The organism is Leisingera sp. MMG026, assembly GCF_021654205.1.
Lineage (GTDB): Bacteria > Pseudomonadota > Alphaproteobacteria > Rhodobacterales > Rhodobacteraceae > Leisingera.
Window position 1 is genome coordinate 1 of the sequence record NZ_JAKFZM010000078.1, and the last position, 11,706, is coordinate 11,706.

The window sequence follows — 11,706 nt, forward strand, 5'->3', positions numbered from 1 at the left end:
GCACGTCAACACCACAAGCAACGATCGTGTCCGGCGCAAAGTCTATGCGCGCGTGGTTACGGCGCTGGATTGGTATCGGCAGTCATTCAGCGCCCGAGTGACGGATGATGAAGCAGTCGTGGCACTTGCAGTCGCATTCGAAACGCTGCTGACTGATGCTTATGCGCCGGGCGTCTCGGCGAGGGTTCTGAAACGGCTCCGAATCTGTCTCAAAAATAAGCATGGGATCGACAATTATATCGATGCAGTGAAGTCGATCATGGAAGCTCGGGGAGAGATTGTCCACAATGGATCGACCATCAAAGAAGCTGCTGTTATTAAGGCGCAAGCCGCGTTTGCCTTATGTTTCGAAAATGTTGCAGGCCGTTTACCAAATCTCGGCCAAAGTCTCGATCGACCTGTCGGACAGATATTAGGAGATGTTTGAAGCCGATGTTCCAGGGGGGGCGCTTTTCTTTTTTGTGTGCGATTCTCCGGCTAAGCCACTCTCAGCCATCTTTTGGGTCTTCTGGGGGTATTCCTGCGTCGCAGAATTCGAACAAGTGCGAAAATCTGTAGAGTGTCGTGACCGAAAAGATGACCGAAGCATATCTTGACCGATGAGTATTCAGCTCTCGAACTGAACTTCATAACTCAACATGTTTTCTGCGGAATACACTTCTGCAATGAAGTTAATTAGGTGATGCCCTGCGACGATGAAGTTCCTTGTTCTGTCTCTCGTGAAAGGTGCCGGAAGCTGCGCTTTATTGCCGTGCGCAACATTATTTCGAAGCTGCGCATAGCCACGCCTCAATAATACTTGCCAAGAAGAAACTTCGACTTCGTCGCTGTCCCATTTCAGCTTACCATCTTCTTTAGCCACCAAAAACTGAGGCACACTTTCTACAAAGATCAGAAATCCCGCGCCGGCAAAGTCAAATTCATTGAAAGGATACATTTCTTCCAATGATTGGCCGACGCGATCCCAGTTGACGCCCGTAATGGTGTTCCGGTCTCCACTCACATGAGCAAATGCTTGGTCGTAGTTGACTAAGAAGAACTCAAATTTGGCGGCTGTGAGCATGAAATTTGCTATTTCTTCATCCAAGACGGCCTCCGACGTTTTCTTTTTCAGTCTACAACTTGAGATTGGTTGGGGCAACTGATTGAGGCCACTGCACTACCGCTCCCTGTGGGGAACCTGCGCCGTGGCATCCGGCTCCGCGCGAATGTCCGCTCAGGGCCGGGAGCCAACGGCACGCCTGGACTAGACCGGTGATTGGCGCACCTGTTAGTCTGACATTATAGGACGCCAAGCAATTTCTTCACGGCCTCTATCACCGCTTCGAGTTTCTCTGGGTTGAGCGCGAGGTAGCCCGTTCCCATCGTAGGGATCGCCCACTTAATCGTGGTATCGACGATCAGATCGCCCTTTCTCAGACACCAAGCGAGGCCCTTTTTAATGCTGTGGCCAGCGCCTCGATAATCTCTTGGAGGCGTTTTGGGTCAGGATGGTCTTTGGCGATTTCAACTTTGAGGTCTTGCACTGGCTGCCGGACGATGCCCAGTTCCTGCGCTACAGGCGCATCGTGGAGCAGTTCGGGCGGCATGTTTCCACCAATGCCGTGCCGGTTGAGAGTCGCGCTTCGCAGTTCGGCCTCGAGCTCTTCAACGCGCTTTTCAAGGTTAAATTTGGCACGGATCTTCTCGATTTCCTTGGCTATAGCCTCGTGCCCGGTTTCCCAGATTGCTTGGTCAATCAGAGCCACCCGCCGTTGTAGTTCCCAAGGCAACGGTTGCCCGTCCACCATTCCAGAGTACCACTCGAGAAAGAAAGCAAGGAAATCCCCCCAATCTTCGCTTTTGCTCGAATGGTACGCTGTCAACTTGTCATAGCTGTTTGCCAAGGCTAGCGGCATAGGCACGCGCGACCAAAGAGGTTGATCAAACAGCTGTGCGGGATGATTATTTTCAAGGAATTTGGCGTCACTGTTTGCCTGGCGGTAAGCGAGTTCGCTCCAATCCACGGTCTCTGTGTCCGCGTCGTCATCGTAGCCTGCAGCTCGCAACAGCACAGATGAACTCAACACAACAGCTGCGATTTCCGGGTTGCCCTCGCCAAGGGTGGAATAATGCGCTGAGAACACCGAGTCAGCGAATGCTGACCACGTATCCGCCGCCGTTGAATAGAAGGCAGAATTCAGGAAGTCTTCTTCTCCATCCAAAACCTCCGCCGCTGCAACGGTGGAGATAATCATGGAACGGAAAACACGCCACAAAAGCTTGAGGATCTCATTTTTACTTTCATCTCCCATCCTTGGAAGAACTCGCAACGCGGCACGTGCCGAGAACGCAACCAGTGCCGGATGCGATTGGGTCTTCAGCCACGCTCTTGCACTGTCCTCATCCGATATTACCAACTTCGCGCTCCTTTAATGACGCCACTTGGTCGCTACGAGCTTAACCAGTTCAGTAATGTTTTGATAGCGAGTGCCTAAATTGGCTCATAGAGGGCAGCAACGATTTGAGAAGTTGCTCTGTTCTTGACTGGCCGAAAACTCTGCCCGCTTGGCAGGCCTTGGCCTGCCGGATCATGCTGCACGATGCCGCCGATGGCCGTTTTGGGGAAGCTGCACAGCAGCGATGACCATCCTGGCCACCGGCAGGATAGGGCCGCCAATACCATTGGTTGCGGGGCGCTAAACCGGGCTGCAAGGAGACCTATTCGAATTGAACCCATTAGCAGCTTATGCAGAAGTTCACCCGTTGAAACTATCGGCGATATCCAACCCTTGTCGCTGCTGTGGCCGAGGCGGCACCAACCCGACCCCTAACACCATCAGTCCTAAGGAAACGATCAAGGCGGGCGGCGCCGTCTCGTTCAGGAACAATGTGCCGGACAAGAAACCGCCAATTGTCACGAAGTAGGCCACCTGGCTGGCAAAGACCGCGCCGGTCCGGGCAACGATTGCAAAATAGGCCGCGTAGCACAGAACATGCAGCAGGCCGGAGAGGATGAGTGCCGTAAAGGACAGAGAGAGTGTGGCCAGGGCCAGCGGATCGGTGCCGCTGCCAAGGACCAGGGGCAGAGCAAGAAGGCAAGACAGGCCGGACGCATAGAACAGTGTTTCGACAGGGTCGAAGCGGTCGCGAGCGCTGGCGGCAATCACGTTGCTCTCAGCCGCGTAGCACAGCCCGGGCAGCAAGGCGATAGCTATGCCCCAGGCTGCCTGCTGACCCAGCAGCGTGAGCGAAATGCCCAGCAGCAGGAGGATGGACGCGGCGCCTAGGAGCAGACCGGAGCCGCACCGGAGACTGAGCGTTTCCCGGCCCAGGCCGAGGGCGATCATGTAGGCTGCCATCGGGGTGACAGCGATGCCGATGGACATCATGTTCGCCTGCACCATGCTGACGGCCGCAAAGCTCAGTCCGTGCGGCAGCAGCGTACCCAGCGACGCAACAATGAAATAGAGACCCCATTGCGGCCTGGCCCCTCTGCGCTGCCCTTTCAGCCGCCGGGAAGACTGCCAGGTCAGCAGCAGGGCAAACCCGGCCAGCTGCTGCCAAAAGACCAGGTCAGCAGTGGAATGCCCGCCCGCCACGGCAAGCTTGTTTAGAGGTATGGTTGCTCCCCAGGCCAGCCCCAGGAAGATCAGAGACAGTGTCCAGCGCATCGTGGTTTCCTCCTTAAACACATCAATCATTAAGATGCAGGCTGCTGCCTGCCTGGCGGTGAGCGGCGGGATGGTTCAGGGCGCAGAGGCCGCTGAGGTGATCCAGGATGAGGGGTTCCGGGCTGCGCGACCGGATGAGCAGGCCGAGAGTGTACATGCCATTGGCCAGTAGCCCCGCCTTTGCGCGGCGCGCGGGTTCCGTGTCCTCAGGTGCTGACCGCTGCAAGAACCTGGCAAATCCCTGCGACAGCATCTGGCGGTTGCGGGCTGCCAGTTCGGCAGCCTTCTCATCGGTAGCGGACATTTCGACCATGCTGTTGCAAACGAAGCAGCCCAGCGGCTCGCCGCCTGGGGTCAGCCGCGCTCTTGCGCCCTGCAAGGCCCTGCGCAGCCCTTCGGGGCTGGCGCCGGCTCGGGCAATACCGCGGGCCAGCGGGGCGGTTACGTCCCGGTTGTAGCGCTCAAAAGCGGCCAAGTATAAGCCGTGTTTGGAGCCGAAGACCGAATAGAGACCGTAGCTGTTGACACCGGTGCCGGCGATCAGATCCTGCAGAGAGGCATCATGGTAGCCTTTGCGCCAGAACACCTTGAGCGCAGCTTCCACGGCATCGTCCGGGTCGAATTCCTTGTGCCTTCCCATGGGGCTCTTCCTGTTGCTTGAGGCCGCGGCGGGCAAAGAGCGCCTGCCGCGGCTGCGGGGTTACCACTTTTCCGCAAAGGGGCGGATTGTGGTCTCAAAGGACCAGGTGGTCCGGTGCTGGTGGGTGAGGTGATAGATCTCCGCGGCGATGCCGTCGGGATGGGCGAAGAAATCCTCCCGCGCATGCGGCCAGTCTGCGGGCGGCACCAGCCAGCTGGGGCGCTCTGCGTCGCTGGCGCCCAGCCAGGTCACGTCGATGGCGGCATCCACCGACAGGTAGCAAACGTGGATACCTTCCGGGCCCAGGTCCCGCGCCAGCGCCTCGCACAGATTGCGCTGTGCGGCCTTTGACGGGGCAAAAAGCGCGTAGTTCGGCACGCCGCGGTGCGACGCGGTGTTGCCGGTGGCCAGGATTGCCCCGCCGCCGCTGGCGGCCATCTTGTCCGCAAAGAAGCGGGCAAAGACCAGCAAGGCAGTGGTGTTGACCCGGAAGTTCCCTTCGATCTCCAGCGGATCCAGCTCGCGGAACCGGCCAAAACTGTGCGACACCGCATTATGCACCAGCACCCGGGGCACACCCATTTCCGCCTCGATCCTGGTCAGGCAGGTTTCGAAGGCCGGCAGATCGGAGATGTCGCAGGCATAAGCCTGCGCGCCGGGATGCTGGTCTGCCAGCGCCTGCAGTCGGTCCGCGTTGCGGGCGATCATGGCTACCTTGTAGCCTTGCGAGATGAACTTGCGCACCGTGGCGCTGCCGGTGGCGTCGCCGACGCCGGTAATGATGCAGAGAGGCCCGGCCATGGTCAGGCCCACTGTTTCTTGCGGATTTCGGTATAGGGCGCGCCGTATTTTCCGTTCTCCTCACCGGCGGTGATGACGGTCATGATCGCGGGGTCGTACTCGTAGGTCCGGATCCACTGGCGGTCGCCCTTTTCCATCAGCATGTGAGAATGGTTCGAACGCGCACGGCGTGTGTATTCCACCTCCACCATCCTGCATGACTGGCCGCCAAAGCCATAAGAATATTCATCGGCGCCGGGCTGCACAAAGCGGGCATGATACAGTTTCCAATACTGGCCGTCGTGTTTGTAGATGGCGAAGGTCATTTCGTGGGTGTCGTACTGCCAGTGCCAGGTGTTGTCCTGGTAGATCTTTTCCCAATCTGCCAGCAGGCTGCCGTCCCGGAACGAATGGCCTTCGATTTTCCAGCCCAGAGTGTCGGTCATTTTCGTGTCTCCTTAAGTTTTCACATCGATCATTATGAAAAGGCGGAAGCATGTCCCGCTCGCCGCAGCGGGTTCCTTAAGGCCGCCGCCGTTATCCGGTCTTTTGTGCGGGTGCGGAGTTCGTCCGGGGTGTTTCCCAATTGAACAGGGTTGAAACCGCAGCAAGGTCCTGCACGCCCAGCCCGGTCAGGCTGCAAACGATGACTTGGCGTCCGCTGTTGCGCAGCCGGTCATTGTTGGCCCAGGCAGCGCCCAATTCCTGCATCCCAAATTCTGCCTCCGTCAGGCCAGAAGACAGGGCGCGGGCTGCGTTGCCATAGGCGCGGGCCTGCCCGAGGCTGTCGGTGAAGACCTTGTCGGCCCGGGCGAACAAAGCGGGGGGCAGCTCGCATTTGGTTTCATCATCAGCGCCGACGCTGATCACGGTCTGTCCGGGCTTTACATCTTCTGCCTGAAACAATGGTGCTGTCGCGGCGGTAGCGCAGACAACCAACCGGGCTCCACGCATCGCTTCGGCAGTGCTGTCGGCGGTGGAGATCCGGCTTGCCGGAAACCCGGCCTGCAGGAAAGCTGATAGCGATCTGGCTGCCTCAGGCCGACGGGCCCAGATGCGGAGGCTGCGGATTTCCCGCAATTGCGCCAGCGCCTGGATCTGATGGCGCGCCTGGGTGCCGGCACCCAGCAGCGCCGCATCCACCGGGCCGGCGGAAAGGCAGCTGTGCGCGGCCAAAGCGCCGGCAGCGCCGGTCCGGTAGTCGGAAATCAGGTGGCCGTCGTGCAGCAGCGCAAGCGGCTGGCAGGTCTTGGAGCAGCAGGCAAGGATCAGCCCGCTATGGCCGCTGCCGGTGTCTGCTTTCAGGCATTCCGACCAGCCCGAGAGCTTGACGGTGAAAATGGGGGCGCCAGGCAGAACTGCGCTTTTGACATGCACATCGGCGCCCGGCGCCGGGAACAGCACCTGAGCCGCCGCGGTGGCTTTGCCTGTGCTGTAGGCAATCATCGCATGGCGCACCGGTGACAGCAGGGCTGCGTGGGACAGCCGGGCGGCGATTTCTTCGCGGGTGATATGGCGCAGTGCAGGCGTCATGGCAGCACCTCGAACCGGCCGGTGCCCAGGATCGAAACCTGACCGCCAACTCGGACAGCGCTGATCCCATCGGGTCCACTTTCGACCTGTACAGAAAGACGGCTGGGGCGGCCTGCATACTGCCCCTGCTTAAGTTCCAACGTGGTGGCCGCGTTCAGCAGCCCGTGTTTATGGGCGTAAGCGCCGATGACGCCTGCGGCGCTGCCGGTTGCAATGTCCTCGATCCGCCCATCGTTGGTCCAATGGCGCCCTTCGGTTTGGCGGACGTCGTACAGGTAAGCAAACTGCGCGCCTACCTCCGCCAGCCGCTGCTCGAGATCCGGGACACGGATGGCCGCCCTGTCCAAGCCCTGCCGGACCGGCACCACCAGATAGCGCAGCCCGGTCGAGACGACTTCCAACGGCAGGTCTGGGGCCAGATCCTCCGGCGCCAGTGAGAAACAGCTGACAAGCTCCCGCGAGGCGGGGCCGTTCAGCTCTGCCAGGTACAGAGGCTTTCCTTGATCCATCCAAACGTCAAACCCGGCCGCACAGCGGGCGGAACGCAGAGTCACTTGGCGGTCTCCCAAGGCAAAGGCGGTCTCAGCCGTTTCTGCGGGCTGCTCCAGGTGATGCAGCACGGCCGCGGCGCCCAGCAAAGGGTGGCCGGCAAACGGCAGCTCCTCTTCCAGATCGAAAACCCGCAGGGTGCGGCTGCCGTTTACGAGGACGGGCCCGGTCAGAAAGACGGACTCAAAGTGCTTGAGCTCCCGGGTCAGTTGCAGCATCTGCCGGCCGTCCAGTGCCCGGGCCTCGGGGAAAACCGCCAAGCTGTTGCCGGAGAACGGGCCGTCCGAGAAAACATCGCATAAGACATAGTGCATGCTGCACCCCCGCTGAACTGAGCATCTGCCTGCTGGCTAGCTCAGAAACAGGGCGCGGGGCGAACCATATGTACATGAGCCCGCCTCATGAACATGGGGATCAGCCCGTACTGAACAGCTTTGATTGCTGTGCGCGGATTGTTGAAATCTCTTCATGAACCCACTGGCGCAACGCCTGATACCCATCGGTGGCGGCATTGGCGGGGGTGGTGACCAGCCAGTAGCGGGCGCGGGATTTCACCGGCTTGCCAACAACTTTCAGGAATCCAGCCTCAAGATCATTTTCCACCAGCAGGCTGCGCCCGAGCGCAATGCCAATGCCGCCAATGGCAGCCTGGATGGCAAGATCGGCACGGGCAAAGGCGTTGATGGAGCGTTCGAACTCAATATCCCAGCCGCGGCCGGCAAAATATTCCTGCCAGCTGAAGCCGGTGCCGTCGCTTTCGCCGAAGCGATCCACCAGAAGCCGGGCGCCGGGCTGGCGGCAATAGTCCTGCAGCGGCACCGGCCCAAGATAGCCGGGCCGGCTGACGGGCAGCAGAACCGCCTGCAGCAGAGGCTCGGAATGCAGCCCGGGATAGGGGCCCAGCCCATAGCGGATTGCCGCCTTGGCCTCGCCTGCGTGCAGGTCGACCAGCCGATCATCCACGTCGACCAGAAGATCCAGCCCGCTGTCCTGAGCGCGCTGCAGGGCGGGCACAACCCATTTCATTGCCACTGAGGAAGAAACCGACAGGCGCAGACTGCGGCTGGTCTTGAGGTCATGCAGCCGGGTGAGAGCAGCGCGCCAGGCGCTGCCGCTGTGCTGTGCGGCGTCACACAGGATGCGACCGGCTTCGGTCGGCATGATCCGGCGGGTTGTGCGGTCAAACAGCGGCACCCCTAGCGCTTCCTCCAACGCCTTGATCCTGTGGCTGACTGCCGATTGCTCAATGCCGAGGCGCTCCGCGGCGCGGGTGAAGTTCTGCTCTTCGGCTATTGCCTCCAGCAAGGGCGAGCTCTGGATCAGCCTGGGCAGAAGGGTGTCGGTCTGTTTCATGAATTTGGATCATAGTTATATCAATGTATTCCTGGCAAGGGATGGATCATGCTGACGGCAATTCATGAAAAGGAGCCGAAAGCATGACCCGCATTGAAGCCACAGTCACCGCCCGTATCGTCAATGGCTTTGTCACGCTCAAGGATTGTGGCGATCCTGAACTGCTGGAGGCCGGGCGCGACGGATTAAGCGAAAAGGACCTTAAGCGCCTTGGCGACGGCGGCGGCGCCCGGTCGCAGGCAATCGGCGGCAATCCTGCTGGCGTTGTGCTGGATGCAGACGGCCTCAGCGACGCGCAAATGCTTGAAATTGCACAGAAGGTCGGCCTGTCCGAAACCGCCTTTGTGTCCCGGTCCAAAACTGAAGGGTTCAAACTGGATTTCTTCACCCCGACGCGGCGCATTGCCCATTGCGGCCATGCAACCATCGCCACCTTCAGCTATCTTGCCGAGCTCGGGCGGGTGAGTGAGGGGGAGACTTCGAAAGAGACCGTAGACGGCCCGCGCAAGATTATCATCCGGGATGGCGCCGCCTATATGGAGCAGCTGGCACCGCGGTACGAAGACCCGTCTGACTGGGCGGACCGGGGCGTTCAGGAACAGGATGTGCTGAACGCACTGGGGCTGACGCCGGAGGATCTGGATCCGCGCTTCTCTCCCAAGCTGGCCAATACCGGCAACAGTTTTGTGCTGGTTGCAGTCAAAGACGGTGCCGCGCTCAAGGCGGTAAAACCCGACTTTGCGCAGATCGAGGCCATCAGCGACGCCTTGGATCTGATCGGCTTTTACGTGTTCACGACGGATCCCGGTGCTACCTCTGCTGACGCCACCGCTCGCATGTTTGCGCCGCGTTACGGCATCAGCGAAGAATCGGCCACCGGAATGGCAGCCGGACCGCTGGCCTGCGCGTTGTATGACCACCTCGGCGTGCGCAGGCCAAAGCTGCTGATCGAGCAGGGCCACTTCATGGAGCCCGCTTCGCCCAGCGAGATCACGGTTGAACTGAACCTCGACGCAGGCCGGGTCACCGGGCTGATGGCCGGCGGCTACGGCGCGGTGATGAAGGAGCTGCAGATCAAGCTGGATCACAGCCCGGTACCGGCAGTGGGAGGGGGAAATGATTGATCTTTACGGATGGACCACCGGCAACACCTACAGGGTGCTGATCGCTCTGGAGGAAACTGGGCTGCCTTACCGGGCCGTGCCTGTGAACCTGCGCGAGCGGGATCAGGACAGGCCGGGGTTCCTTGCCCTCAACCCGATGGGCCAGGTGCCGCTGATCATCGACAGCGAAGGCCCTTGCGGCGCCCAGATCACCCTGAGCCAATCCATGGCGATCCTACTGTATCTGGCCGAAAAGTCCGGCCAGTTGCTGCCAGCCGCCCGGGCGGACCGCGCCCACGCGCTTGAAGCCCTGAGCCTAGTGATGACCGACCTGGTGGCTCCTGTCAATTTCGGGCTCAGCCTGGAGCGTGAAGAGGGCAGCAGCGCCGGCCTGGCCTTTGGCGAGGCGCGGGCAACGCGCGCGCTTGCGGCCATTGAGCAGCGGCTCGGCATCTGCAGTTTCCTCGGCGGCACCCGTTTCGGAGCGGCGGACTGTGCCGCTTTCCCCATGATCCACCTGCTGGGCACCGGCCGCCTTCAGGACTTACCGGTCACCCGGCGCTGGTACCGCGAGGCGCAGGAGCGCGCCCCGGTGCAGCGCGCGCTTGCAGCCATTTTCTGACCTGATGAAAGGAGATCAACATGTGTGGCAACCATCAGAACTTCGACGCTTATGCCTTTTCCAAGCAGCCCGGTTTTGACGAAGCGGCGGTGCGAAAGGAATTTGCCAAGGCGGTCCCGCTGAAAACCGTGGTCGTCTATTGCTATGACCCGCGCATCGCCCAAGTGTCGCGGTTGGTGGCCGAAGAGTTCGGCCAGACACACCCCGGGAACATCGTCACCGACGGCAGCGGCAACAAGATCGCTTCGACCACGAATGTCTTCGAGGTTTGCGTGGCCGGCGGCCGGGCCTATGACGCCCTGCGGTCCGTCACAGTGGCGCAGCATCTGTTCGGGATCGAGAACATCGTCATCGTTCACCACACCCATTGCGGCGCCACTTCGTTCACCAAAGAGGGGATCATTGACGCCTACAAGCAGGAACATGATACCGATATTGAACAGCTTTACCCGGCAGAAAGCATTTGCATCAGCGACTACACTGCCTCCCTTGAGCATGATGTCCAACTGATGCGGAACTCCGCCGGAACTCCCAAACACGCCAATATCTACGGTTATATGTACGACATCGACGAGGAAAAGCTGATCAAGGTCACACAATCGCTGGCCGCGTGACTTTTCGGGCCGGCGGCAGAGCTGTCGGCCTGCTGCAGCGCGTAAAGGATATTGCGTTGGCCACTTGCCAAAATTGGAGGCTGGCATGAGAGAACAGGATGTTGAAGACTGGCTGAAGGCCTATGGCAGCGCCTGGATCCAAGGCGACCCGGACGAGGCGGCCGCCCTGTTCACGGTAGCTGCAGAATACCATGAGACCCCGTTCAGCGAACCGCTGACGGGCCGGGATCAAATAAGGCAGTATTGGCAAGAAGGTGCGGCAGACGCGCAGGAAGACGTCAGGTTTTCAGCGCAGATCTGGTCTATTGCAGGGAACACAGCAATTGCAGGATGGCAGGCCGTATTCAGGCGCAAAGCCTCTGGGAGGCTTGTAAAACTGGACGGGGTATTCCGGTTAGTCTTTTCCAGTTCCCGGGACGGCGTGATCTGCAACCGCCTGGAGGAATGGTGGCACCGAAGGGAGAGCTAGAGCTGATTGGCAACGCTCTGGATTTTCAGGCCGCGCTACCTGCCAATGTCTGATATCACGTGCTGCGCTGCAGAGCCGACCACCCCCACTCAATGTCCGCAAAGGGCCGGTCAGGTTCCGAAGCGCGAATACGGTTCGCAACTTTGCAGCGGCGGCTTCCTGCGCTTCCCGGCCCCTGGTGCTGACTGCAGCATTGGAGGCAGCGCGCCAAGGCGGTTCAATGGCCGCATTCAGGAAGTTGGCCAGAATTTTTCGCGCTGGCAGCATCCTGAGCGTGACGTCCTGCACTAATGACCGCTGCGGGCTGGCTCGAGCCGATCACGGGTAGCCAGGAACGCTGTCACGGCGGACAGCCCGGCGCTGCGTCGCCGCAAGGCGGCAGTGAGCCCA

13 protein-coding genes and 1 pseudogene are annotated in these 11,706 nt (G+C 60.3%); 5 read left to right on the forward strand and 9 right to left on the reverse strand.

The genetic code is table 11. The annotated features are described in order from the left end of the window. Positions 1-427 (forward strand): annotated as a pseudogene (locus L1069_RS22720) (HEPN domain-containing protein); the annotation flags it as partial. Positions 428-607: 180 nt separating this feature from the next. On the opposite strand, the gene L1069_RS22725 reads toward L1069_RS22720, so the two are convergent. From L1069_RS22725 to L1069_RS22765, 9 genes are all read right to left on the reverse strand, one after another. Then, positions 608-1,087 (reverse strand): hypothetical protein, encoded by a 480-nt coding sequence (locus L1069_RS22725; RefSeq protein ID WP_237457150.1) that lies wholly within the window; start codon positions 1,085-1,087, stop codon positions 608-610. 328 nt (positions 1,088-1,415) lie between these two features. Then, positions 1,416-2,399, reverse strand: a complete 984-nt coding sequence (locus L1069_RS22730; protein ID WP_237457151.1) for a hypothetical protein — start codon at positions 2,397-2,399, stop codon at positions 1,416-1,418. A 339-nt stretch (positions 2,400-2,738) separates the two neighbouring features. Further along, positions 2,739-3,653 (reverse strand): DMT family transporter, encoded by a 915-nt coding sequence (locus tag L1069_RS22735; RefSeq protein WP_237457152.1) that lies wholly within the window; start codon positions 3,651-3,653, stop codon positions 2,739-2,741. Between the two features lie 22 nt (positions 3,654-3,675). Continuing rightward, complete coding sequence (locus L1069_RS22740; protein ID WP_237457153.1) at positions 3,676-4,293, reverse strand: TetR/AcrR family transcriptional regulator; 618 nt, start codon at positions 4,291-4,293, stop codon at positions 3,676-3,678. 60 nt (positions 4,294-4,353) lie between these two features. Then, positions 4,354-5,094 carry an SDR family NAD(P)-dependent oxidoreductase gene (locus L1069_RS22745; RefSeq protein WP_237457154.1) on the reverse strand — a complete coding sequence of 247 codons (741 nt, stop codon included), beginning with the start codon at positions 5,092-5,094 and terminating at the stop codon, positions 4,354-4,356. Positions 5,095-5,096: 2 nt separating this feature from the next. After that, positions 5,097-5,519, reverse strand: a complete 423-nt coding sequence (locus L1069_RS22750; protein ID WP_237457155.1) for a hypothetical protein — start codon at positions 5,517-5,519, stop codon at positions 5,097-5,099. A 91-nt stretch (positions 5,520-5,610) separates the two neighbouring features. Then, positions 5,611-6,606 (reverse strand): ornithine cyclodeaminase family protein, encoded by a 996-nt coding sequence (locus L1069_RS22755; protein WP_237457156.1) that lies wholly within the window; start codon positions 6,604-6,606, stop codon positions 5,611-5,613. Then, a complete protein-coding gene (locus L1069_RS22760; protein WP_237457157.1) occupies positions 6,603-7,469 on the reverse strand; it encodes a PhzF family phenazine biosynthesis protein in 867 nt (288 codons plus the stop codon). The genes L1069_RS22755 and L1069_RS22760 overlap by 4 nt, the downstream gene beginning before the upstream one ends. Before the next feature lie 100 nt (positions 7,470-7,569). Further along, positions 7,570-8,508 (reverse strand): LysR family transcriptional regulator, encoded by a 939-nt coding sequence (locus L1069_RS22765; RefSeq protein ID WP_237457158.1) that lies wholly within the window; start codon positions 8,506-8,508, stop codon positions 7,570-7,572. A gap of 83 nt (positions 8,509-8,591) precedes the next feature. Here L1069_RS22765 and L1069_RS22770 point away from each other — a divergent pair, with 83 nt between their 5' ends. From L1069_RS22770 to L1069_RS22785, 4 genes are all read left to right on the forward strand, one after another. Further along, a complete protein-coding gene (locus L1069_RS22770; protein WP_237457159.1) occupies positions 8,592-9,632 on the forward strand; it encodes a PhzF family phenazine biosynthesis protein in 1,041 nt (346 codons plus the stop codon). Continuing rightward, positions 9,625-10,233, forward strand: coding sequence for a glutathione S-transferase family protein (locus L1069_RS22775; protein WP_237457160.1), 609 nt, complete (start codon positions 9,625-9,627; stop codon positions 10,231-10,233). The genes L1069_RS22770 and L1069_RS22775 overlap by 8 nt, the downstream gene beginning before the upstream one ends. Positions 10,234-10,253: 20 nt before the next feature. Then, positions 10,254-10,847 carry a hypothetical protein gene (locus tag L1069_RS22780; RefSeq protein WP_237457161.1) on the forward strand — a complete coding sequence of 198 codons (594 nt, stop codon included), beginning with the start codon at positions 10,254-10,256 and terminating at the stop codon, positions 10,845-10,847. 85 nt (positions 10,848-10,932) lie between these two features. Then, positions 10,933-11,316, forward strand: coding sequence for a nuclear transport factor 2 family protein (locus L1069_RS22785; RefSeq protein WP_237457162.1), 384 nt, complete (start codon positions 10,933-10,935; stop codon positions 11,314-11,316). Positions 11,317-11,706: the final 390 nt, after the last annotated feature.

Excerpts from the sequence above, each read along its gene's own strand:
- L1069_RS22760 (WP_237457157.1), bottom strand. The coding sequence starts at position 7,469 with ATGCACTATGTCTTATGCGATGTTTTCTCGGACGGCCCGTTCTCCGGC.
- L1069_RS22745 (WP_237457154.1), bottom strand. The coding sequence starts at position 5,094 with ATGGCCGGGCCTCTCTGCATCATTACCGGCGTCGGCGACGCCACCGGC.
- L1069_RS22780 (WP_237457161.1), top strand. The coding sequence starts at position 10,254 with ATGTGTGGCAACCATCAGAACTTCGACGCTTATGCCTTTTCCAAGCAG.
- L1069_RS22740 (WP_237457153.1), bottom strand. The coding sequence starts at position 4,293 with ATGGGAAGGCACAAGGAATTCGACCCGGACGATGCCGTGGAAGCTGCG.
- L1069_RS22735 (WP_237457152.1), bottom strand. The coding sequence starts at position 3,653 with ATGCGCTGGACACTGTCTCTGATCTTCCTGGGGCTGGCCTGGGGAGCA.
- L1069_RS22770 (WP_237457159.1), top strand. The coding sequence starts at position 8,592 with ATGACCCGCATTGAAGCCACAGTCACCGCCCGTATCGTCAATGGCTTT.
- L1069_RS22775 (WP_237457160.1), top strand. The coding sequence starts at position 9,625 with ATGATTGATCTTTACGGATGGACCACCGGCAACACCTACAGGGTGCTG.
- L1069_RS22750 (WP_237457155.1), bottom strand. The coding sequence starts at position 5,519 with ATGACCGACACTCTGGGCTGGAAAATCGAAGGCCATTCGTTCCGGGAC.
- L1069_RS22785 (WP_237457162.1), top strand. The coding sequence starts at position 10,933 with ATGAGAGAACAGGATGTTGAAGACTGGCTGAAGGCCTATGGCAGCGCC.
- L1069_RS22765 (WP_237457158.1), bottom strand. The coding sequence starts at position 8,508 with ATGAAACAGACCGACACCCTTCTGCCCAGGCTGATCCAGAGCTCGCCC.
- L1069_RS22755 (WP_237457156.1), bottom strand. The coding sequence starts at position 6,606 with ATGACGCCTGCACTGCGCCATATCACCCGCGAAGAAATCGCCGCCCGG.